The following is a 23,315-nucleotide window of genomic DNA, read 5'->3' as shown; positions in this document are numbered from 1 at the left end:
GACTAACTTGTAATTCATAATTCCTACTAATGAGCACCGACCTAGCCACCCTGCGCGGCCTCGCCCACCTGGCCCGCCTCGAATTTGACACCGCCCACGAACAGCAGATGCTCGGCGACCTGAACAACATCCTCGACTTCGTGGCCCAGCTGGAGGCCGTGGACACGACCGACGTGGAGCCGCTGGTGCACTTGTCGCAGGAAATCAACGTGCTGCGCGACGACGAGGGGCGCAACACCGTGAGCCACCAGGAGGGCCTGCGCAACGCCCCGCGCAAGGATTCGGACTACTTCCGGGTGCCCAAAGTGCTCGACTAGTTGGCGGCTCCTGCACTCCCCGGGGGCCCCGGCCGCCCCTGGCGGCCCCGGCCGCTGGCCGGGCTGGCGGCGCTGGCCGTGGGCCTGGCAGCATACTACTACTTTACGGGCGCGGCGGCCACGCTGCCCCTGGTGCTGGTGCCGCACCTGCTGGCCCAGCCCCTCACCCTCGATGCCTTGGCCGTGGGGCCCCTGGCGCTGCCCGTGCAGGCCAGCGGCTTCGTGGTGAGCCTGACGCACGACCTGGTGGGCCCCCTGGTGCAGCCCGAGGCCGCCACGTGGCTGGTGGCGCTGCTGGCGGGGGCCCTGGCGGGCTGGGTAGCGGTGGCCACCACGCTGCGACGCACGGCCTTCGTGGCCGCGCTGGTGCCGGTCATCTTCCTGCTGATGTCGCTCAACCTGGATTTGGTGGGCGTTTTTTCGGTGGAGAAACAATACTTTCTGGGTCTGAGCCTGGCCCTGGTGGGCGGCCTGGCCTTTGGGCTGCACGCCTACGGCGAGCGGGTGCCGCTGGCCGGGCGCGTGGCCCTGTGCCTGGCCCTGGTGGCCGGGCTGGGGGCCCTACTGGCCTTCCGCGGCCAGCTGCCGCCCGCCGAGCTGGCCCTGCACCTAGCCGCCTACGCTACCCCGGGCGGGGCGGTGCTGGTGGCGGCGCTGGTGCTGTGGGTGGGCATCGAAAACGTGCGCGGCCTGCTGTGGCTGGCCGGCCGCGGGAACTCCACAGGTACGGGCCTGTGGCCCTTTGTGGGGGCTAGCCTGGTATACCTGGGCCTGCTGGCCGGATGGTTTTGGGGCAATGAGGAGCTGTTGCTGTACCGCGGCATGGGCCTCGACCCGCTGGTGCTGCTGTTGCCGGCCGTGCTGGTGGGCGGGCTTGGCCTGCGCCTGCGGGCCCCCAGCTACGCCGCCTGGGTGCCCTACGCCCCCGGCGCGGCCCAGCTGTACCCGCTGCTAGTGATGGCCGCCGGCGGCACCCTGGCCTACGCCCTGGCCACGGATAACACGCCGCTGCTAGCGGCGGCGCGCAGCTTCAGTGGCCTGGCGCTGCTGGTGCTGGGGCTAGCCTTTTTTGGGTACCTGCTGGTCAACTTTGGGCCCCTGGTGCGGCAGCGGCTGGCGGTGTACCGGGTGGCGTTTGCGCCGCGGCGGCTGCCATTCTACACCGTGTACGTGCTGGGCCTGGGGGCCCTGCTGGCCTTGCAGATGCGCCTCGATTGGCCGCTGCTCACGCAGGTGCGCGCCGGCATGTTCAACTACCTCGGCGACCTGGGCCGCCGCCAGAGCGAGGCCCACCCCGACGACCTGGGCCTGGCCCTGCTGGCCGAGCGCTACTACGCCGAGAGCGGCGACGTGCTCGACCGCAACAACCTGCACGCCCAGCTGGGCCGGGCGGCGCTGTACCGCTTCCGCGAGCAGCGCCAGAACGAGCTGAACGCCCTGCGCCGGGCCCTGCTGCCCGCCCCCAACGAAAAGGTGTCGCTGCGCGTGGCCGCCCTCGGCACCGCCCCCCAGGACCTGTTCGACAACCTCGACGCCCTGCGCCAGGGCCTACGCCGCCAGCCCGGCAGCGCCGCCCTGGCCAGCGACTTGGCCCAGCTCTTCACCCAAACGGCCCTCACCGATTCGGTGGCCATTTACCTGGACCGCGCCGAGCGCCTGGCCCCCGGGGCCTACCCCAGCCGCACCAACCGCCTGGGCTTTTTGCTGCAGCAAAACCTGCTGCCCGCCGCGCAAAAGCTGGCCGCCGGCTTCCAACCCGCCGCCGACGAGCCGGCCCTCGCCAGCAACCTGCTGCTGCTGCGGCTGCTCCAGCACCGGCCCGCCGCCGGGGCCCCCGGCGTGGCCGACGGCGACCTCGACGCGGCGCAGTTTGCGGCGGTGTACCACGCGGCGCTAGCGGCGGCCGGCCAGGCGCGCCCCACGCTGCTGCCGCTGCTGGCGCGCTTGGCCACGCGCCCGGCCAATGCGCCCTACTACGAGCAGCTGCTGTTTTTGCAGGCCCTCACGCGCCACGCGCTGGGGCAGGAGCAAATAGCCCGGCAGCTGCTGGCCCCGTTGGCGGCCGGCTCCAGCGCCACCGCCGGCTACTACCAGCAGCTGCTGGGCCTCTGGCAGTTGCAGCAGGGCCAGTACGCCACCGCTGCCGGCCAGCTGGCCCTGGCGGCCAGCCACGGGGCCCCCACGGCCCCGCTGGCCCGTGCCGGGGCCCTGCTCCTGGCCGGCCAGGCCGATTCGGCCCGCGCCGTGCTGGCCCGCATTGCCGCCGCGCCCGATACGGCCTTGCGCCGCGCCGCGGGGCCCTTGCTGGGGGCCCTGCCCGGGGCCGATGTGAGCCAGTGGCGCACGGCCTTTGCCGCCCGCTACCCGCGGGCGGGAGCCGCCTGGCTGGCACAGGCGCAGCAGGCCGGCGCGGGGCCCCGGGCGGCGGGCTTGTACCAGCGCATCGTGCGCGAAGCCCCGTTTAATGAGCCGGCGGTGCTGGCGGCGGCCGCATTTTACACCCAGCGGCGCGACTACTCGGCGGCCTACAACGCCCTGCAAACGGGCCTGGCCGAAAACCCCGGCTCGCTGCCGCTGTTGCAAGCCTACGTGCTGGCCGCAGCCGACGCCGGCCTGTCGGACTACGCCACCGACGCCCTGGCCCGGGCGCAGCAGCAACTGCCCGCCGCGGCCTTTGCGGCGCTCCAAGCACAGCTGGCGGCGCGGCGGGCGGCCCACGCGGCTTTTTAAGCGTTTCTTTCGCCTGTTTTCCGCGCCCGCCTATGCAACCGAACGTCATCGAAACCCACAACATTTCCCGGATGTACCGCATGGGCACTGAGGAAATCCACGCCCTGCGCTCCGTGAGCATCACCATTCCGCGGGGCGAGTACGTGGCGTTCATGGGGCCCTCGGGCTCGGGCAAGTCCACGCTGATGAACATTGTGGGCTGCCTCGACACGCCCAGCGGCGGCCAGTACGTCCTCAACGGCCAGGACGTGAGCCGCATGAGCGACAACGCCCTGGCCCAGGTGCGCAACAAGGAAATCGGCTTCGTCTTCCAAACCTTCAACCTGCTGCCCCGCGCCTCATCGCTCGACAACGTGGCCCTGCCCCTGATTTACGCCGGCTACGGCAAGCGCGAGCGCGACGAGCGGGCCATGCACGCGCTGCAGAGCGTGGGCCTGGGCGAGCGCGCCAAGCACCGCCCCAACGAACTCAGCGGTGGCCAGCGCCAGCGCGTGGCCATCGCGAGGGCCCTGGTCAACGACCCCAGCATCATCCTGGCCGACGAGCCCACGGGCAACCTCGACACCAAGACCAGCTACGAAATTATGGACCTCTTCGAGGCCCTCTACGCCAAGGGCAACACCATCATCATGGTGACGCACGAGGAAGACATTGCCCGCTACGCCCACCGCATCGTGCGCCTGCGCGACGGCCTGGTGGAAACCGACGAGGTGAACACGGAGGTCGCCACCCACACGGTGCCCCGGTAAGTGAATGGGTGAATGGTGGGATGGCTCCTTATTGGCGGTCCAAACACGGGTTTGTCATTCCGACGAAGGAGGAATCGGAGGACAACCTTTGCCTGGTTTTACCCCAATTCCTCCTTCGTCGGAATGACAACCTCTTCGCCGACTTGGATGATTGCCAAGCCGCATCTCCTAACAAAAAGCTCATTCTTTCCTTCTACCGTTCTACTACTCACCCACTGAAAGAATGAAAATCTACACCCGCACCGGCGACCAGGGCCTCACCTCCCTCATTGGCGGCACCCGCGTATCCAAGGGCAGCCTGCGCATCGAGGCCTACGGCACCGTGGATGAGCTGAACGCGCACGTAGGGCTGGTGCGCGACCAGGACATCAACGCCTCGCGGCGCTTGCTGCTGAAGGAGGTGCAAGACCGGCTCTTCACCATCGGCTCGGCCCTGGCCGCCGACCCCGAAAAGTCGCGCATGAAGCTGCCCGACCTGCACGACGCCGACGTGAAGCTGCTCGAAGACGAGATGGACCGCATGAACGAGGGGCTGCCCGAGCTGCGGGCCTTCGTGCTGCCCGGCGGCCACCCCGCCGTGAGCATGGCCCACGTGGCCCGCTGCGTGTGCCGCCGGGCCGAGCGCCTGGCCATCCACCTGCGCGAGGAGTCGTTTGTGGCCGATTTGGTGGTGATGTACCTCAACCGGCTCTCCGATTACCTATTTGTGCTCAGCCGCCGCATGGCCCACGAGCTGGGCGTGGAGGAAGTGACCTGGAAGGCCCGGGTGTAGCCCACCCAACCGGCCAGGGCCCCTAGCCGTACCTTCGCCCTCTCCCACCCGTTCTTCGTTCGTTACTTTTTCCGATTATGCTCGACACCCTCGCCATCCGCACCCAGCGCACCAATGCCTCCCGCATTGCCGAGCGCGACGCCACTCCCCTGGAGTTCGGCAAAGTGTTTTCCGACCACATGTTCCTGGCCGAGTACCGCGGCGGCGAGTGGCACAACGCCCAGATTCTGCCCTACGGCGACCTGCCCGTGAGCCCGGCCAACTCGGCCCTGCACTACGGCCAGGCCATTTTTGAGGGCATGAAGGCCTACCCCACCGAAGGCGGTGGCGTGGCCCTGTTCCGGCCCCTCGACAACTGGGCCCGCCTCAACGCTTCGGCCGAGCGCATGTGCATGCCCGCCGTGCCCGAGGAGCTGTTCATGCAGGGCCTCAAGGAGCTGGTACGCCTCGACGCGAACTGGCTGCCCCAGGTGTCCGGCGGGGCCCTCTACATCCGCCCCTTCATGTTTGCCACCGACGGCATGCTGGGCGTGCGGCCCTCTGAAACCTACCTGTTCGCCATCATCACCTGCCCCGTTGATGTGTATTACAGCAAGCCGCTGCGCGTGCGCTTCGAGCAGAAGTACGTGCGCTCGGCCGAGGGCGGCGCGGGTTTCGCCAAAAACGCGGGTAACTACGGCGCCGCCATGTACCCCACCAAGCTGGCCCAGCAGGAAGGCTACAACCAGCTCATCTGGACCGATGCCTCCGAGCACCAGTACGTGGAGGAATCGGGCACGATGAACATCATGTTCATCATCGACGGCAAGATCATTACCCCTTCGCTCAGCACGTCCATCCTCGACGGCATCACGCGCCGCTCGGTGCTCCAGCTGGCCCGCGACATGGGCGTGGCCGTTGAGGAGCGCCGCGTGAGCAGCCGCGAAGTAATTGGGGCCCTGCAAGCCGGCACGCTGCAAGAGGCGTTCGGCGTGGGCACGGCGGCCACCATCGCCCCCATCGCCGTTATCGGCCACGAGGGCCACGACTATGAAATCCCCACCGCGGGCCCCGACGCGCTGTCCAAGCGCATCGGCGCGGCCCTCGGCGCCATCCGCAACGGCCAGGCCCCCGACCCGTACGGTTGGGTGGTGCCCGTGGGCGAGTAGCCCTTTTAGGCAGAGAACGTCACGCAGAGCGCCGCAAAGCATCTTGCCCGCGGCAGCAACCAATCAGCTGAGCAGAAAAGATGCTTTGCGGCACTCTGCATGACGTTCTAATTTGAGCAACACAAAAAAAAGGCAGCCGACCCCGCAACGGGCCGGCTGCCTTTTTTTTGTGGACCTTTGCCCGTTCCAAACCCATCCCATTCAACACTCCTAAGAATGACTCAAGACCACGTACGGGACTTGAAGGGCCGCGCCGAGGCCCTAAGGAGGTATCTTTGACTACGATACCCGCAAAGAACAAGTGACCACGGCCGAGGCCGAAACCCTGGCCCCCACCTTCTGGGACGATTCCAAGGCGGCCGAAACCAAGCTCCGCGAAATCAAGGCCGTGAAGACCTGGACCGACGATTTCGAGGCCGTGCAGCAAGCCGTGGCCGACGTGGAAGTGCTCTTCGACTTCTACAAAGAAGGCGACGCCACCGAGGCCGAGCTCCAGGCTGAGTTCGACGGGGCCCAGCAAAAAGTGGAGGCCCTGGAATTTAAGCGGATGCTCTCCAATGAGGAGGACCAGCTGCCGGCCGTTATCGAAATAAACCCCGGCGCGGGCGGCACCGAAAGCCAGGATTGGGCCGAGATGCTCATGCGCATGTACATCATGTGGGGCGAGCGCCACGGCTTTGGCGTGCGCCAGCTCAGCTACCAGCCCGGCGAGGGCGCGGGCATCAAGTCGGCCTCGCTCGAAATCGACGGGCCCTTCGCCTACGGCTACCTCAAAAGCGAGATTGGGGTGCACCGCCTCGTGCGCATGTCGCCGTTCGACAGCAGCGGCCGGCGGCACACCTCGTTCGCGTCGGTGTTTGCCTACCCCGTGGTTGACGACACGATTGTCATCGACATCAACCCGTCCGACATTTCCTGGGACACGTTCCGGGCCGGCGGCGCGGGCGGCCAGAACGTGAACAAGGTCGAAACCGCCGTGCGCCTCACCCACGCGCCGTCGGGCATCGTCATCGCCGTGCAAATCGAGCGCAGCCAGCTCATGAACAAGGAGCACGCCTTGCGCATGCTCCGCTCGCGCCTCTACCAGGTGGAGATGGACAAGCGCCACGCCGAGCGCGACAAAATCGAAGCCACCAAAAAGCGCATCGATTTCGGCTCGCAAATCCGCAACTACGTGCTGCACCCCTACAAGCTCATCAAGGACCTGCGCACCGGCATCGAGCGCACCGATGTGCAAAACGTGCTCGACGGAGACCTAGACGAGTACATCAAAGGCTTTTTGATGCAGCACTAGGGCCCCACCAACGCCGTTTTCCACGCCCGAATCCCGCCGGGGCGGGGGCCCTAATTAGGGCCCCCGCCCCGGCGGGATTCGTATTTAGGGCCCCCACCGGATGGCCACATCCGAGCCCCAGCCGGCCAGATGCCCCGCCCCTGGAATGCCGTGCACACCGGCACCGAGCAGATTGCCATAAGCAGCAGCAGGCTCATAAAAAAGCGCCGCTTAGTCCAACTATTTATTTCTAATTGCCTGGTTTCGATAGTATTCTGGTCAGTCACTGAATCATTCTAAGCAATTTAATAAATTAAGCTTCACATATACAATTATTTATCTTAGCTGAAAGTCATTATATATCCTCTTTCTAATTTGAAAAATTACAATTCTTTACGACAAAATAAATTTTTTTTACTCATCCATCCGTCATACTTTTAGCCAGCGTAATAATTCTTTAACTCAAAGACTACTGCTGGTTCACCTTACTCACTTCTTTTTTCATTGATTATGAAGAAAACACTACTCATGAGCTTGGTGCTCATGTTCGCACTTTTTCACCAGGTGATGGCCCAGACGCGGACCATTTCGGGAAGAGTAGTCGACCAGACCAACGGCGGCGGCCTACCGGGCGTCACGGTGTTGCTGAAGGGCACCACCACCGGCGTATCGACCAATGCCGACGGCGGCTTTAGCCTGGGTGTGCCCGCCACTGGCGGCACGCTGGTTTTCAGCTCCGTGGGCTTCATCACCCAGGAGCAGCCCATCGGCAGCTCAAATGTGGTAGCGGTGACCATGGCCACCGACATGAAGCAGCTGAACGAAGTAGTTGTGACGGGCTACGGCCAGCAGGCCAACCGCCGCGACATCATCGGCGCGGTGACCCAAGTAAACTCGGCTGACTTTAAGGACCAGCCCGTTATCGGCGTTGACCAGGCTTTGCAAGGCCGGGCCGCGGGTGTGCAGGTGAGCCAAGCTTCGGGCACGCCCGGCTCGGGCATCAGCGTGCGCGTGCGCGGTGCGGCTTCTATCGGGGCCAGCAACGAGCCGCTGTACGTAGTTGACGGCTTGCCCATCGTTTCGGGTAACACCAGCCAGCTCGGGGCCGGCAACCAGCAGACCAACGGCTTGAACGACCTGAACCCGAACGACATCGAGTCGATTGAGGTACTGAAAGACGCCGCCGCCGCCGCTATCTATGGTTCGCGTGCTTCGAATGGCGTGGTGCTCATCACCACCAAGCGCGGTAAGTCGGGCAAAGCCCGCGTCGACCTGGATTATTACACGGGTGGCCAAGCAGTGTGGAAGCGCCCCAATATCATAAACGGCCAGCAGCAAACCCAGCTTTTCCTGGATGCCGCCGCCAACCGCTACCCAGCCAACGCCGCTGGCAACTACCCAACCACCTTCGGTCCTGCTGCGTCTCCTTATGTTTTTCGTAGTAACGCCGACTTGGCTGCTTACATCTACGGGCCTGGCGACGTAGGGGCCCCTGTTAACGGTATCGTATCTTATGTGACGCCTACCGGCAACACCATCCGTCCCCTCAGCCAGTTCCAAGACCCCACCACGGCTCCTACCACCAACTGGAGCGACCAGGTACTTCGCACGGCCCCCATCAGCAACTACGGCCTGACTTTTTCGGGTGGTTCGGATGTCAGCCGCTACCGTTTGTCGGTTAACTACTTTGATCAGCAGGGCACCATCATCGGCTCGGGCTATGGCCGCGGCAGCGCCCGCCTCACGCTCGACAATAAATTGTCGGATAAAATCCGCCTGGGCACGTCCATCGGCCTCAGCCAGAGTGTTAACAACCGCGTCAACAACGACAACAGCATCTACGGGGTACTGACGACGGCGCGCTTGTACGCTTCGGATCTGCCCATTTACAATGCAGATGGCACTTATTACAAAGTTGGTTCGCTGGAAAACCCAGTGGCTGCTGCCAAGGAGCCATTCATCAAAAGCACCAACAGCCGCCTGATTGCCAGCCAATTCGCAGACTTTGAGTTGATCAAAAACCTGCGCTACCGGGCTACGTTTGGTATTGACTACACGTATGGCCGCGACGACCGCTTCTACTCGACCCTGACGAACCCCGGCGCCGCCGTTCGGGGCGATGCCACGGCCGCCACAGTCCAGGACCTAAACTACAACCACATCAGCTCGCTGAACTATTCCAAAGTTTTCGCTACCGACCACAGCCTGAGTGCTTTGGCAGTGGTTGAATTTCAGCGCGACTCGTACAGCGACATCTTTACGGAAGTAACGGGTTTCCCGAGCAACGCCATCCGTCAGCTGTCGGCCGGCGCTACCAAAACCCAGGCTACCTCCTCAGCAACGGGCAACGCCTTGTTCAGCTTGCTGGCTAAAGTGGATTACTCCTACAAAGGCCGCTACCTGATTGGAGCCACGGTACGCCGCGACCGTTCTTCCCGTTTTGGCGCCGATAACCAAGTAGGTTATTTCCCCGCAGTTTCAGTGGGCTGGCGCGTTATTGAGGAAAACTTCCTAAAGGACCAAACGGCACTCAGCGAGCTTAAGCTGCGCGGCAGCTTTGGCGAAACGGGCAACCAGCCTACGGCCAACTTCGGCTCGCGCGGCTTGATCAGCCCCGGTGCCAACTACCTCGATCAGGGTGGCCTTGCCCCTTCGCAGCTAGCAAACCCTAACCTGAAATGGGAGCGCACCCGCCAGACCGATATCGGTTTGGACTTTGGCTTCTTGCAGAACCGTTTGTACGTGTCGGCCGACGTGTACTTGCGCAAAACGAGCGACTTGCTGCTCAACGCGCTGCTTCCCTCCGACACGGGCTACCAGACGTACAGCGCCAACGTGGGTAACATTGAGAACCGGGGTCTTGAGTTTGCCTTGACGACCATTAACCTTCGCAACGAAGGCACGGGCTTCAACTGGGAAACTAACTTCAACATCAGCTTCAACCGCAACAAAGTAACCAAGCTGTCGGACCCTAGCCCCACGGGTACACCCCAGGGCTTCGCCAGCCGCTTGGCGCTCGACCAGCCCCTCGGTGCTTTCTACGGCTACCGCGTGGACCACATCTTCCAAACTCAGGAAGAAATTAACGCGCTTGATGCTGCTGCCAAAACCGCTACGGGCGTGGCCAGCGCTACTTACCAGTCTACGCTTACCCGCCCCGGCGACATCAAGTTTAAGGACCTGAACGGCGATGGCCGCGTAACGGCTGCTGACCAAGAAATCATTGGTAGTGCCCAGCCCAAGTTCTACGGCGGCATCACCAACACGATTCGCTTCATGAATTTCGACTTGAGCGCGCTGTTTCAGTACAACGTAGGCAACAAGATCTACAACTCGGCTGCTAGCAATACTCAAGGCATGAGCCAGGCCTACGGCCAGGACGCCGCTGTGCTAAACCGCTGGACGCCCACCAACACCGATACCAACATCCCGCGTGCGGTGTACGGCGACCCCAATACTAATACGCGTAACTCAGACCGCTTCCTGGAGAACGGCTCGTATGGCCGCTTTAAAACGGTGACGCTCGGCTACACCTTGCCCCTGGCAATGGCTAGCCGGGCCCACTTGCGGACCGTTCGCATCTACGCGCAGGCTCAGAACCTGGTGACCTTCACTAAGTACTCCGGTCTCGACCCGGAGGTGAGCACGTTCAGCAGCTCCAGCACTTCGATTGGCACTGACTTCTTTACCTATCCCCAGGCCCGCACCATCACCGGTGGCGTCACGCTCGGCTTCTAATATTTTTGTCTTCTCATAACCATGCAGATAATTAACTTTCGTCAGCTTGCCACCCGCTCGGCTTTGCTCCTGAGCCTGGGCCTGACCGTAGGGGCGTGCGATAAGGCGGTGAACGTAGAACCGTCGAACAGCGTGAGCTCCAACACCGGCTACAGCACCAAAGAGGATGCCGCCGCCGGCTTGCTGGGCTGCTACGATGCCACGCAAAGCTCCGACTACGACGGCTTGGCCTTCCCGTCGATGGCCGACCTAATCGCCGGTGATATTCGGGAAGTGGGTACGTTCACCACCACTTACGGCGTAATTGGGCAGAACCAGACCCTGCCCGACAATATCCAGGTCGTCAACACCTGGTACCAGATCTACATCGCCATCAACCGGGCCAATTACCTGTTGCAGCAGAGCGATGCCATCACGGACCCGGCTTTTCCGAAGCTGACCACACAAGGCGAGGCCCGGGCCCTGCGGGCCTTCCACTACATGAACTTGCTGGCCCTGTGGGGCGGCACCGCGCAAGGGTACGGGTATGATGGGGGCCTCGGCGTGCCGCTGCGCCTCACCCCAACCAACGCCATTGGCGCTGATACCCAGCCCATTGCGCGCTCAACCGAAGCTGAGGTGGCTACTGCTATTCGGGCCGACCTTGATTTTGCTATTGCCAACCTGTCCAACGGCACCGGCTCGCGCATCACCAAAAACGCGGCGCTGGCCCTTCGAGCCCGGTTTGAATTGCGGATGCGCAACTACGCCGATGCGCTGTCTTTCGCCAAGCAAGTACCGGCTATTTCGGGCTTTGCTACCGCAGCGGCTACCGGTACTACGTCGCCGGATGCCATCTGGCAGCTGGTATTTTCTACCACCGACCAGAACCAGTACGCTTTTTACTGGTACCCTGCTCCTGGCGGACGTAACGAATTTGATCCGGGTACAGGCTTTGCCGCTGCGCACCCTACCGGTGACCGGCGTTTAGCAGTTAACGTTGCCACATCCCCGGCAGGCACGACGCTCAAGTATACTCGTACTTCTACCCGCGACGATCCGTTTAATGCGGTACGTTATGCTGAAGTAGTACTCACCATTGCGGAAGCAGCTGCCCGAACCGGCGACCTGACCACGGCCACCACGCAGTTGAATATTATTCGCACCCGGGCCGGCTTGGCCGCTACGACGGCCACAACTGCCGACGCAATAGTGACGGATATTCTGTTGCAGCGCCGGTTGGAGTTTGCCTACGAGGGCATGCGTTGGTTTGACTTGCGCCGCACCAATACGGTGCAGACTGCTCTGCCGACCTACACGCAGACGTTCCGGAACCTGTTTCCAATTCCGATCCGCGACATCAACCTCTCCGGCGGTTTGTTGGTACAAAACCCGCTCTATTAGATCAGCGAAACCATTCATCAAAAAAGCCCCGGCCAAGTTGGTCGGGGCTTTTTTGTGAGCAATGCAATCCAAAAAATCAGAGGATGTACTGGCTGAGGTCGCGGTTTTTGACCATGCTGGCCAGGCGCTCTTCCACTAGCTCAGCGGTGATTTGGATGCGGGCCTGGGGCCCTATTTTGTCGGGCACGTCGAAGAGCAGGTCGTTGAGCAGGCGGCTCATGACGGTGTGCAGGCGGCGGGCCCCGATGTTCTCCACCTCGGCGTTCACCTCAAAGGCAATTTGGGCCACGCGTTCCAGGGCCGCATCGTCGAAGGTGAGCTCCACTTCCTCGGCCTGAAGCAGGGCCTCGTACTGCTTGGTGAGGGCGTTTTTGGGGTCTTTGAGGATGCGGTAGAAATCGTCCTTGGTCAGGCTTTGCAGCTCGACGCGGATGGGGAAGCGGCCTTGCAGCTCGGGAATCAGGTCGGAGGGCTTGCTGACGTGGAAGGCGCCGGCGGCGATGAACAGGATGTGGTCGGTGTTGACGATGCCGTACTTGGTGCTCACAGCTGAGCCCTCCACGATGGGCAGCAAATCGCGCTGCACGCCCTGGCGGCTCACGTCGGGGCCCCCATTTTTACCGCCGCCGCTGGTGGCCACCTTGTCGATTTCGTCGATGAAGATGATGCCCGCGTTTTCGGCCTGGCGGATGGCTTCGTCCTTCACCTCGTCCATGTCGACGAGCTTGGCGGCTTCCTCGTCGAGCAGGATTTTGCGGGCTTCGGCCACGGTCACCTTGCGCTTGCGCGACTTCTTGGGCAGCATGTTGCCCAGCATTTCCTGCAAGCCCGAGAGGGCGGCCTCGTCCATGCCGGGGGCCCCCATCACGCCCACGCTGGGCCCGGCCTGGGCCACCTGGATTTCGATGTGGCGGTCTTCCATCTCGCCGTCGCGGATTTTTTGGCGGAACCGCTCGCGGGTGCGCTCGTTCAACTCCTGGTCGGACGTGGGCAGGGCATCGCCCACAATGTTCTCGCTGCTACCGCTGAAGCCCACGTTCACGCGGCCCGCGCCGCCGTCCTTGCTGGGGGCCCTGAGGGGCGGGATGAGGGCGTCGAGGATGAGGTCTTCCACGGCCTGGGCGGCCTGGGCTTTTACTTCTTCCTGGCGGCGCTGGCGCACGCGGTTCACGCTTTGCTCGGCCAGGTCGCGCACCATGCTCTCCACGTCGCGGCCCACGTAGCCCACTTCGGTGAACTTGCTGGCCTCCACCTTCACGAAGGGCGCATCGGCGAGGTGGGCCAAGCGGCGGGCAATTTCGGTTTTGCCCACGCCGGTGGCCCCGATCATGAGGATGTTGTTGGGCACGATTTCGGCCTGCATGTCGGCCGGGGCGTGCAAGCGGCGCCAGCGGTTGCGCAGGGCAATGGCCACGTGGCGCTTGGCCTCGTGCTGGCCGATGATGTACTTGTCGAGCTCGGCCACGATCTGGGCCGGGGTCAGGAAATTTTCTTGGAGCATGGGCAGTGGTAGGGGCCCCGGGCCGCCGAACGGCCGCCGCCCCGGGGCCCCAGGGAATAATGGTTGATAACCCGCGGGCTAATCTTTTTTCTTACCTAAAGCGTGCGCCAGGGTAAAATAGTTGCTGGCGCCGGCCGCTTGCAGGGTGGCATACGTGTAATCGAGCTGGAAGCCGCTGATGGCCACCATCGCCCCGAAGCTAAGGCCGGCCCCGCCGCTGGTGTTGGCCAGGCGCAGCTCGCGGCGCTGGAGGTGGTTGTAGCCCACACGCAGCTGCAAATTCTGGCTGAGCACCAGGGCCGCGCCCACCGTGAAGTGACGGGCCAGGTTGTCGCCGAAGCTCTTTTTAGGGGCCTGGGCGGCGCCGTTGGCATCGAGGGTGGTGGCAGCGGGGTCGAGGTACTCAATGTCCCACTGCTGCAAGTGGTGGGCCGTGAGTGAGAAGCGCAACGGCATGTGCTCGGGCTTGGCCGTAAACCCCAGCTGCACGTCGAGCGGCAGGGGGCCCCGGGCGGTGCCGTCGTAGGGCACGAACTGGTAGCCCACATTTTTGGCCACCAGGCCCAGCGTAAAATCCTGGGTGGGGTGCTTGTAGAGCACGCCGGCGTCGGCCACGCCGGCCAGCGAGCGGATGCCAGCGATGCTCGACACGGCCAGCTTGGCGGTGAGGCCAAACGTGAACTTGCCCTTGGTGTAGCTGTCGCTCACGCCGGCCGTGTACTCGTTCACTACGAACGACCCCAAGGTGTTGCCGGCCGGGTCGTAGCTGGGCTGGTCGGCGTAGTTGATGTACGTGAGGGCCAGGCCAAAGCGGCCGGCCTTGGCCGTGTTGAACACATAGGCGGCAGTGCTCTGCTTGATGTCGGCCACGTAGCCCACGTAGCTCAGGGCCAAGCGGTGGTCCATATCGGCGTTCAGCAGCGCGGGGTTGCCGAAAAGCATCGTGGGGTCGGAGCTACGGGCCGAGGGATTCATGCCGCCCCAGGCCGCCAACTGGGCCCCGGGCGGCAGGCCCAGAAACGGCAGCACCGCCCGCCCGCCCAGCTGCTGGGCCGCGGCGGGCAGGGCCCCCAGCAGGCCCAGCAGGGCAACGGCAAAACCGGCGGGCCGGCGGGCGGAAAAGTGCTTCATCAACCGAATTTAGGTAGGGAGTGCATTGAGACGGACCGTCAGGCCATCCTGCTCATCTGGCATCCGCGCAGTCGAAGCATCTCCGCCGCGCAAATAATCAATATTTACTGCTACGGTAGAGATGCTTCGACTGCGCGGACGCTAGATGAGCAGGACGTTCTAAATTTAACCAAAAACGTCCTACCCTACCTTTTAGCATCTCCCCTACTGCACCTCCACGCTGGGGCCCGGGGCGGGCACCGGCTCGTCGCGCACGGGCAGCTTTTGGGGGTGCGGCACCAATTCGTCGAGCAGGGCCACGCCCAGCACGTCCAGTACGCGGTCGACGTAGTGAATGTGAAGGCCTTGGAGGTAGTCGGGCATAATTTCCTCCACGTCCTTGCGGTTTTTGGCGCACAGCATAATGTCCGTCATGCCGGCACGGCGGGCGGCCAACAGCTTTTCCTTGATGCCGCCCACGGGCAGCACCTTGCCGCGGAGCGTGATTTCGCCGGTCATGGCCAGGCGCGGGCGCACCCGGCGCTGGGTGAAGGCCGAGGCCATGCTGGTAAAAATAGCGATGCCCGCGCTGGGCCCGTCCTTGGGCACGGCCCCCTCGGGGAAGTGAATGTGCAGGTCGTACTGGTCGAACAAGCGGTAGTCGATGCCGATTTCGTCGGCCCGGCTGCGCAGGTAGCTCAGGGCCGTAATGGCCGATTCCTTCATCACGTCGCCGAGCTGGCCCGAGAGCGTGAGCTTGCCCCGGCCGCGGCTCAAAAGGCTCTCCACGAACAAGATGTCACCGCCCACGCTCGTCCAGGCCAGGCCCGTCACCACGCCGGCCGTGTCGTTGTCCTGGTACATGTCGCGGTCGTAGATGGGGGCCCCCAGGATGCGGCGCACTTCGGCGGGGTCGAGGGCGGCGGGCACGGGTTCCTTGCCGGCCTTGCGGCGGGCCAGGTTGCGCGTCAGGGCAGCCAGCTTGCGCTCGAGGCCGCGCACGCCGCTCTCGCGGGTGTAGTCGTCGGCCACGCGGTGCAGGGCCCCGTCGCTGATTTTTACTTCCTGGGGCCCCAGGCCGTGCTCGCGCAATTGCTTGGGCCATAGGTGCTTCTTGGCAATCTGCACCTTTTCCTCCTGGGTGTAACCGGTCAGGTCGATGATTTCCATCCGGTCGCGCAGGGCGGGCTGGATGGTGTCGAGCGAGTTGGCCGTGGCAATGAACAGCACCTTGCTCAGGTCGTACTCCACCTCCAGGTAGTTGTCCACGAAGGTCGAGTTCTGCTCCGGGTCGAGCACTTCGAGCAGGGCCGAGCTGGGGTCGCCGCGGAAGTCGGCGCTCACCTTGTCAATCTCGTCCAAAATAATGACCGGGTTGCTGGCCCCAGCCTTTTTGATCTGGGCGATGATGCGGCCCGGCATGGCCCCCACGTAGGTTTTGCGGTGCCCGCGGATTTCGGCTTCGTCGCGCACGCCGCCCAGACTCAAGCGCACGTACTTGCGGCCCAAAGCCGTGGCAATGCTGCGCCCAAGGGAGGTTTTGCCCACGCCGGGGGGGCCGTACAGGCACAGAATCGGCGACTTCAAATCCTGCTTCAGCTTAAGCACGGCCAGGTACTCGAGGATGCGTTCCTTCACCTTTTCGAGGCCAAAGTGGTCGGCGTCGAGGATTTTGCGGGTTTGCTTGAGGTTGATTTTGTCCTTCGTGTACTCGTTCCAGGGCAGGTCGAGCAGAAACTCCACGTAGTTGGAAATCACCGAAAAGTCCGGCGCCATGGGATTGGTACGGGCCAGCTTTTCCATCTCCTTGGCAAAGTGCAGGGCCACCGGCTCGGGCCAGTTTTTGGTCAGGGCCCGGTCACGGTAGCGGCCGATGTCTTGGTCGGGGCCCTCCTGGCCCAGCTCGTCCTGCAGGGTTTTGAGCTGCTGGCGCAGGAAGTACTCGCGCTGCTGGGCGTCGATGCCGGTGTGGGTTTTGGTGCGGATGTCCTGCTTGATTTCGAGCAACTCCACCTGGTTCAGCAGGGCTTCGAGCAGCTGGCGGGCCTGCTGCTCGGGGTCGCTCAGTTCGAGCAGGCGCTGCTTGGCGGCCAAGTCGAGCTGCACGTTGGAGCACAAAAAGTGCGTGAGGAAGGCCGGCGACTGAATGCCTTCGAGCATGTTGCGCGCCTCCGACGGGATTTCGGGGCTCAGCTCCACCACCTTGCCGGCGGCCTCGCGCAGGCTTTGCAGCAAGGCAAAATCGGCGGGCACGTCCGTGTTGAGCGACGTTTCGGCGAAGTACTGCACCCGGGCCGTGAGGCGGGGCGCGTAGCTCAGCTCCTCCTCGATGGTGAAGCGCACCTGGCCCTGGATGATGATGGTGACCTGGCCATCGGGCTGGTCGATGAGCTTGAGGATGCGGGCGAGCGTGCCCACGGGGTGCAGCTCGGCCACGGTGGGCTCGGCGTCGTCGGGGCTGCGTTGGGCCACCACGCCCAGCAGCTTGTCGCCGCTGGCGTAGATGGCACGCACCAGCTTGGCGCTTTTCTTACGGGTGACCGTGACGGGTAGCACCACGCCCGGAAACAGCACCGTGTTGCGCACGGGCAGCAGCGGCAGCTTGGCGGGCGCGTCGTCGCCGTTGAGCAGGTGGTCGGGGTCGGCAGCCATGATGGCAATGGCCTCGGGTTGGGGGTTGGCTTCGCCACGCAGCCCCTGGGGGCGCGGCGCGGCGATGGAAACAGAAGCCAGGTGCATGGCAGAAAGGATCAAGGGACGAACGCGGCGGGTGCCAGAGTGGCAGCCCGCCGCGCATACATAACGAGCCGACAAGATACACCCGCCGGCGGCCCTGGCGGGTCAAGCGCCGTGCCAAAGCCGGGGCAATGCCAAAGCGGCGCTTACCCGGATAATTATATTTTTTTGGACAACTTGCGTTCGCTATTCAACTCTTTGTCTCCGGGCCATGCCTGTAATGTTTTGTCGGCGGGCGCTGCGGTGGCTCGCCTTTGCGTGGGGCCTGGCCCTGGGGCCCCACGCCTGGGCCCAGGCACCGCGCCCGGCCATTGCGCCCGGGGCCTACAAAGTGCGCGGCCTGAGCAGCCGCACCAGCCAGTCGCTGCGCCTGCGCCCCGACGGCACCCCCGATTTTGTGTACATTAATAAGTACCGCTTCTACGAAGACAAAAAAGCCCTGCGCGCCATCGCCCACGCCGAAAAGCGCCGCCGTTACCACCAAGCCCGGCTATTGCTCGAAGATTACGTGGCGCGGTTCGGGCCCGAAAACTTTGGGCGCGGCACCGGGCTGCTCTGGCGCATGGGCCAGCTGCTGGAGCGCGACAGCCAGCTGGTGAAGGCCAAGGCCTACTACCGCCTGGCCTTAAAACATCGCCGGACGGATGTTACCAAAGTGCAATTGTACTACGATTCGCTGGAGCAAAAAAGCACTGCCTTGTACGTGCCCCTGCAAACGTATTACGACTTGGTAGAGTACCGCAAGAACCTCAATACGTTCCACCCGCCCAAGGGCGTGTACACGAGCATGGGCGACGCCGTGAACAGCAAGGCCCCGGACTACGGCCCCACCCTGGCCGGGCGCGATTCGCTGCTGCTTTTCAGCAGCAAGCGCAAGCGCCGGGGCCTGGCCGGCACCGTCGACGAAGACTTGTACACCTCGCGGCGCGAGGGCGTGAGCTGGACCGATGCCGAGCCGCTGCCCAAGCCCATCAATTCCCCTTATAATGAAGGTTCGGCCTGCTTTAGCAAGGACGGGCGCACCATCTTTTTTGCCCGCTGCGAGTGCCCCACCTGCCACGGCAACTGCGACCTGTACACGGCCAAGCTGGGCAAAGACAATAAGTGGAGCGTGCCCCGCAGCCTGGGCCCCGCCGTGAACTCGGTGGCCTGGGACTCACAGCCCGCGCTCTCGCAAAGCGAAGACACGCTGTACTTTGCCTCCGACCGCCTGGGCGGGTTTGGGGCCAGCGACCTTTACTTTACCGCCCGCCAGAAGAATGGCCAGTGGGGCCCCGCCCAAAACCTGGGGCCCACCGTGAACACCCGCGAGAGCGAGGTCAGCCCCTTCTACCACCCCCTCTACCACGTGCTGTACTTCAGCTCGCGCGGGCAACTGCTGAACTTCGGCGACTTTGATATCTACAAAACCTACCGCGTGCAAGGGCGCTGGCAGGAGCCCCGCAACATTGGGCCCCTGGTGAACGGCAAGGGCCCGGAGTACTATTTCACCATCGACCGCGAAAGCAAGAACCTGTACTACGCCCGCTCCGAGCCCACCGACGTGGGCAACCTCGACCTCTACTCCTTCCCGCTGCCCATGGAGGCCCAGCCGCTGGCCACCACCACCGTGGCCGGCATCCTGCGCGACTCCGTCAGCAACAAGCCGCTGCAAGGCATTGTGAGCGTGATTGATACCGACAACGGCGTGGAGGTGGCCAGCAAGTACCTGCGGCCCGACGGCAGCTTCGACTTTGAGCTCATGGAGGGCTCGCACTACGTGCTGCTCATCCAGAGCCCCGATTTTTTCAGCGTCGAGAAGAAATTTGAGCTGAAGGGCGACACCGTGCTGAGCCTGCTCACCAACAGCCTGAACTACAAGCTGCCGCTGGTGTTCCGCAACATCGAATTTGAGGCCGGCAAGGCCAACGTGCTGGCGGCCATGCACCCCACCCTCGACCGGCTCACAACCTTTCTGGCCGACCACCCCACCTACCGCCTCGCCATTGCGGGCCACACCGATGCTCAAGGCGACCCTGACGCCAACCTGCTCCTCTCGCAGGCCCGCGCCGAGGCCATCCGCCGGTACATTGAGCGGCGGGGTAAAATTGCGCCCGCCCGCCTCGAAAGCGGCGGCTACGGCAGCTCCCAACCCCTGAAGGAAGAGGCCAACGAGGCCGACGCCCGCGTGAACCGCCGCGTGGAGTTCCGCATTCTCAAGCCCGAAGGCGACGCGCCGGCCGGCGGGGCATGGAAATAAGGCCCCAGCCAGGACCCTACATCATCGGCCTGTTTTACAACGCCTTGGCGAAAATGTAGGCGTTCAGCAGCATGAAGGCAAAGGCCGGCAGCGAAATTAGTAGGCCATCCTTTACCTTGATGCGAATGCCCACGCCCAGGAACATCAGTAGGGCCAAGCCGCCGGACGAGATGAGGAGGATGATGTTGTACTTCAGGCCCACCAGCAGGCCCACGGCCCCCAGCAACTCGAAGACAATGGCAATGATTCCCTCTTTTTCTAGCCCAAACCGCTTGAACTCTGCTTTCATGTTGGGCGACATGAAATAGGCGACGCCATAGCCCAGAAAGGACAGGCTTGAAACTAGAATCAGGACGGTTAGCAGGGACATTACGCGGCGGGGTGCAAGGCCGCGTAGGCAATGAACAAGCTCAGCACCAGCAGAATAAACGAAGGGGCACGCTTAACGAGCGGATTGTTCACCTTTTGGTGGAAGTACTGCGCGGCCAGCATCAGAAAGGCCATGACAAGGGCCGGTATCAGCACCAGGGCCGGGTACCAGATGCCGGCAATGAGCAGGGTGGCCAGGGCAATTTTGGTGGAGCCCACCAGCGTGCGGGTCTGGTCGCTCAGGCCGTACTGCTTGAATTCCAGCACGATGTTGTCGAAGCGGAACACCCACACGAAGATGACCGACAGGGCGACGACGAGTTGGGCGATGTGGGCGGCGGTGTTCATACTGGTTTTCGGTTAGGGCCCCGGTGGCCGGCTCCGTTGCCGCGTTGGCTCGGGTAGCTACCGGCCATGCCGCGCCAATTTCAGGGCCCGACGCAGTGCATAGGTTTGATAACAAAGCCCTTCGGCCGCCCAAATGTTTAGGCTCCAGCGCGGCTGAACGAAGTCCAACGCCGTTGCGGTGCGAACGCCGAACGGGGTATCCCATTTTATAGCCCCAGGGGCCCCAACCCAAAAAATGCCTACTCCAACTCCCACCACGGCTCCTGCCGCACCGGGTCGCCCACGGCGTAGGGCTCGCCGATGCGGGGCACCGTGACGGGCATCGCCAGGGCCCAGGCGGCGGGCAGCAGGCGCTCGATGGGCTCGTTCCAGGCGTGGTAGGCCAGCGTGAATTTGGCCCAGTGCACGGGCCAGAGCACGGCGGCGCGCAGGTCGCGGGCGGCCTGGGCCGTTTCTTCGGGCAGGGTGTGGATGGGGTGCCACAGCTCGTCGTACTGCCCGTTTTCGAGCAGGGCCAGGTCGAAGGGGCCGTACTGGGCCCCGATTTCCTGGAAGTGCGGGCCATAGCCGCTGTCGCCGCCTAAGTACAGGCGGTAGGGCCCCAGCTGGAGCACAAAGGCGGCCCACAGCGTGTTTTGGGGCGAAAAGGCGCGGCCCGACATGTGCTGCGCCGGCACGGCCGTGAGCTGCACGCCGGGCAATGGTGCGGCGGTATCGTGCCAGTTCAGCTCCGTAATTTGGTTGGCGGCGTAGCCCCAGTGGCGCAGGTGGGCCCCCACGCCCAGGCCCGTGACCACCCGGGCCACCTGGGGGCGCAACGCCGCCACGGTGGCATAGTCGAGGTGGTCGTAGTGGTCGTGGGTGAGCACCAGCACATCAATGGGCGGCAAGTCGGCCACGCCGTAGCCGTTGCTGCCCGCAAAGGCCCGCACCGAGCCCGGTACCGGCGAGGCATTGCCGCTGAACACGGGGTCTACCAGGATATTAAGCTCTTGGTATTTAATTAGGTACGACGAATGACCGAACCAGGTGAGGGTGGGCCGCGCGAAGGGCCCCGGGGCCCGCAGGTTGGTGGCCACCCACGGCAGTGGCCGGCTGGGGCGGCTGGTTTTGGGCCGGTTCAGGTAGCCCCGCAGCAGCTTGCCCATGGGCGCATCGCCGACGCTGAACCGCACGCCGCCCGGGTTCTGAAACTTGCCGCCTTCGAAGTTGGGCAGCGCCGCAAATTGCCGGGCCTGCGCCGCCGAAGGGGCTTTACCAAGGATTTTCATTCGTAAGAAGCGGGGCCCTTACCTGGCCCGCGGGGGCGCAGACGGCCGGGGCCCCGCTATGTTTTAGGGCCCCTACGAAACGGCCAGCACCTGCACCGTTTTGCCGTTGAACACGGCCGCCTCGCCGGCGCGCTTGCCCTTCAGGGCCAGGGCTACTGGCGCGGCCCCCGACACGGCGAAGCACTCCTGCCCGCCCACCACCAGCCGGCCCGCGCTGATGGCCAGGTAGAACCAGCCCAGCGAGGTGTGCGCCAGGGCCCCCGGGCGCACGGCGTCGCAGGGCGCGTCGGGGCTGATGCGGGCCAGCTCGGCGGCCAGCTGGCGGGCCTGGTGCAGCTGGCCGGCGTTGCGGTCGCGCTCCTGGGTGGCCATTTCGCGGCCGGTTTCGTACTTGTCGCCCGCGCTGCTTTTGGTGTCGGAATTGGCCGATTCCTGGGCGGCCTGCATGGCCAGGGCAGCGGCGGCCATGCGCTGCTCGATGAAGGCCTGGCAGGCGGCGTGCAGGGCGGGCTTGGAAAACGAATCGGCCATGGGAGCGAAGCGGAAACAATAAAAGTAGGCCCGGCCGGGCCCCAACACCCGCCGCGCTGCTGCGGCGGGCACCAAAATCGGGTAATTCTACGCGCTAAACAGCTGGCCGCGTCTTGGTTCTTTGCATTGCAAAATTGAACCCATGCAATCGGGCCGGCGCGGAGCTCCGCTTTTGGCCCTGCCGCGCGCCGCACCACTCTCCACCCTCGCCTTTCCTACATGAGCCCCCTGCCTGAGCTAGCGCTTGAAAATGAGGCCCCGGCGCGCCGCCCGCCGCGCTGGCAGCAGCGGCAAAAGAACTTCGACGCGGCGGGCCCCGCGGCGGCCGACGGCGCCCGCCGCGCCAATGTTATTCCTTTTCACTCCGCTCCCATGTCGCCGCGCGAACTCGCCAACCTCCCCGCCCTGAAAAGCGCCCAGCGCGCCGAGTTCCTGCGCCGGGCCCAGCAGCTGGGCCACCACCTCGACGCGCTGGCGCAGGGGCTGGAGGAACACCGGTTTTTCACCGCCGCCACCGCCGATGCGCTCCGGCTGCTGCCCGCCGCAGCCCTGCTGCCGCACCCGGTGCCGGGCTTTTACCAGCCGGCCCCGGGGCCCGGCCCGGGCAAAGGCGGCGCGCTGGTGTTTGCCGGCGGCCAGCTGGCGGTCCCCCAGGGGCCCGTGCACGTGCAGGCCGTGTCCATCGACACGAAGGTGCTGGGCCCCGGCGAGCAGTGGGACGTGAGCACGCCCGCCGCCGAGGCCTGGGCCCCCACCGCCCTGCCCCCCTACGTGGTGCTGAACGTGCGGCGGCTGGTGCTGCACCCCGGGGCCGCCGTGGTGGTGCGCGGCTCCACGTTTTCGCTGCTCTGCCAGGAGTACCACTGCCTGGGAACGGTGGGCGCCGAGGCTCCCCAGGTGGCCATCGGGCCCGCGCCGCCAGCGGCCGGCCAGCCGGCTCCCTGCCAGCTGGCCGAGCTGGTGTTCCGCGACGTGCGGGGGCCCCTGGCCGTGTACGCCCAACCAGCCGCCCCCACGCCCGGCCAGCGCGTGGTGCTGGCCCACCCTGCGGCCGGCCCCGCCTAACCCGCTCCCAATCAGGCAAAACTGGTTGGCCTTAG

The 23,315-nt window shown here is 64.3% G+C and carries 17 protein-coding genes; 10 read left to right on the top strand and 7 right to left on the bottom strand.

What is annotated here, in order from left to right; translation table 11 throughout:
• Positions 1 to 29 precede the first annotated feature (29 nt).
• The 8 genes from gatC to EAH73_RS06715 all read left to right on the top strand — a co-directional run bounded on the left by gatC (position 30) and on the right by EAH73_RS06715 (position 12,110).
• Positions 30 to 317, top strand: a complete 288-nt coding sequence (gene gatC, locus EAH73_RS06750; RefSeq protein ID WP_068235413.1) for an Asp-tRNA(Asn)/Glu-tRNA(Gln) amidotransferase subunit GatC — start codon at positions 30 to 32, stop codon at positions 315 to 317.
• Entirely contained in the window at positions 318 to 3,047 is a 2,730-nt protein-coding gene (locus EAH73_RS06745; protein ID WP_140465716.1) for a hypothetical protein, read from the top strand. It abuts the gene before it with no gap.
• 32 nt (positions 3,048 to 3,079) lie between these two features.
• On the top strand, positions 3,080 to 3,796 hold the full coding sequence (locus EAH73_RS06740) for an ABC transporter ATP-binding protein (RefSeq protein WP_140465715.1): 717 nt from the start codon (positions 3,080 to 3,082) through the stop codon (positions 3,794 to 3,796).
• Positions 3,797 to 4,019: 223 nt separating this feature from the next.
• Positions 4,020 to 4,568 (top strand): cob(I)yrinic acid a,c-diamide adenosyltransferase, encoded by a 549-nt coding sequence (locus tag EAH73_RS06735; protein WP_140465714.1) that lies wholly within the window; start codon positions 4,020 to 4,022, stop codon positions 4,566 to 4,568.
• Between the two features lie 77 nt (positions 4,569 to 4,645).
• Positions 4,646 to 5,716 (top strand): branched-chain amino acid aminotransferase, encoded by a 1,071-nt coding sequence (locus EAH73_RS06730; RefSeq protein WP_140465713.1) that lies wholly within the window; start codon positions 4,646 to 4,648, stop codon positions 5,714 to 5,716.
• A 216-nt stretch (positions 5,717 to 5,932) separates the two neighbouring features.
• Positions 5,933 to 7,010 (top strand): peptide chain release factor 2 gene (prfB, locus tag EAH73_RS06725; protein ID WP_193560187.1). Its coding sequence is split into 2 segments (ribosomal slippage): positions 5,933 to 5,983 and positions 5,985 to 7,010, totalling 1,077 coding nucleotides; the frame shifts between segments, so codons are not numbered across the junction.
• 489 nt (positions 7,011 to 7,499) lie between these two features.
• Positions 7,500 to 10,727, top strand: a complete 3,228-nt coding sequence (locus tag EAH73_RS06720; protein WP_140465711.1) for a SusC/RagA family TonB-linked outer membrane protein — start codon at positions 7,500 to 7,502, stop codon at positions 10,725 to 10,727.
• Between the two features lie 21 nt (positions 10,728 to 10,748).
• On the top strand, positions 10,749 to 12,110 hold the full coding sequence (locus EAH73_RS06715) for a RagB/SusD family nutrient uptake outer membrane protein (RefSeq protein ID WP_140465710.1): 1,362 nt from the start codon (positions 10,749 to 10,751) through the stop codon (positions 12,108 to 12,110).
• A 76-nt stretch (positions 12,111 to 12,186) separates the two neighbouring features.
• Here EAH73_RS06715 and hslU read toward each other — a convergent pair whose 3' ends face one another.
• From hslU to lon, 3 genes are all read right to left on the bottom strand, one after another.
• Positions 12,187 to 13,611, bottom strand: coding sequence for an ATP-dependent protease ATPase subunit HslU (hslU, locus tag EAH73_RS06710; protein ID WP_140465709.1), 1,425 nt, complete (start codon positions 13,609 to 13,611; stop codon positions 12,187 to 12,189).
• Between the two features lie 78 nt (positions 13,612 to 13,689).
• Positions 13,690 to 14,742: a type IX secretion system protein PorQ gene (porQ, locus tag EAH73_RS06705; protein WP_140465708.1), complete on the bottom strand. Its 1,053-nt coding sequence runs from the start codon at positions 14,740 to 14,742 to the stop codon at positions 13,690 to 13,692.
• A 204-nt stretch (positions 14,743 to 14,946) separates the two neighbouring features.
• Positions 14,947 to 17,373, bottom strand: coding sequence for an endopeptidase La (lon, locus tag EAH73_RS06700; protein WP_140465949.1), 2,427 nt, complete (start codon positions 17,371 to 17,373; stop codon positions 14,947 to 14,949).
• 295 nt (positions 17,374 to 17,668) lie between these two features.
• Between lon and EAH73_RS06695 the strand changes: the two genes are divergently transcribed.
• Positions 17,669 to 19,696, top strand: a complete 2,028-nt coding sequence (locus EAH73_RS06695) for an OmpA family protein (RefSeq protein WP_240047163.1) — start codon at positions 17,669 to 17,671, stop codon at positions 19,694 to 19,696.
• 34 nt (positions 19,697 to 19,730) lie between these two features.
• Here the strand turns inward: EAH73_RS06695 and EAH73_RS06690 are convergent, their stop codons facing one another.
• The 4 genes from EAH73_RS06690 to EAH73_RS06675 form a co-directional block, all read right to left on the bottom strand.
• Complete coding sequence (locus EAH73_RS06690) at positions 19,731 to 20,066, bottom strand: DoxX family protein (RefSeq protein WP_140465707.1); 336 nt, start codon at positions 20,064 to 20,066, stop codon at positions 19,731 to 19,733.
• Positions 20,066 to 20,413 carry a DoxX family protein gene (locus EAH73_RS06685; protein ID WP_140465706.1) on the bottom strand — a complete coding sequence of 116 codons (348 nt, stop codon included), beginning with the start codon at positions 20,411 to 20,413 and terminating at the stop codon, positions 20,066 to 20,068. The genes EAH73_RS06690 and EAH73_RS06685 overlap by 1 nt, the downstream gene beginning before the upstream one ends.
• A gap of 239 nt (positions 20,414 to 20,652) precedes the next feature.
• Positions 20,653 to 21,684, bottom strand: coding sequence for an MBL fold metallo-hydrolase (locus tag EAH73_RS06680; RefSeq protein ID WP_140465705.1), 1,032 nt, complete (start codon positions 21,682 to 21,684; stop codon positions 20,653 to 20,655).
• Positions 21,685 to 21,756: 72 nt separating this feature from the next.
• Entirely contained in the window at positions 21,757 to 22,215 is a 459-nt protein-coding gene (locus EAH73_RS06675) for a 3-oxoacyl-ACP synthase (RefSeq protein WP_140465704.1), read from the bottom strand.
• Between the two features lie 219 nt (positions 22,216 to 22,434).
• Here EAH73_RS06675 and EAH73_RS06670 point away from each other — a divergent pair, with 219 nt between their 5' ends.
• On the top strand, positions 22,435 to 23,280 hold the full coding sequence (locus EAH73_RS06670) for a hypothetical protein (RefSeq protein ID WP_140465703.1): 846 nt from the start codon (positions 22,435 to 22,437) through the stop codon (positions 23,278 to 23,280).
• Positions 23,281 to 23,315 lie beyond the last annotated feature (35 nt).

Source organism: Hymenobacter nivis, from assembly GCF_006439025.1.
Lineage (GTDB): Bacteria > Bacteroidota > Bacteroidia > Cytophagales > Hymenobacteraceae > Hymenobacter > Hymenobacter nivis_A.
Note: the sequence above shows the minus strand (reverse complement) of the source record. Positions and strands in the feature narration are given on the sequence as shown.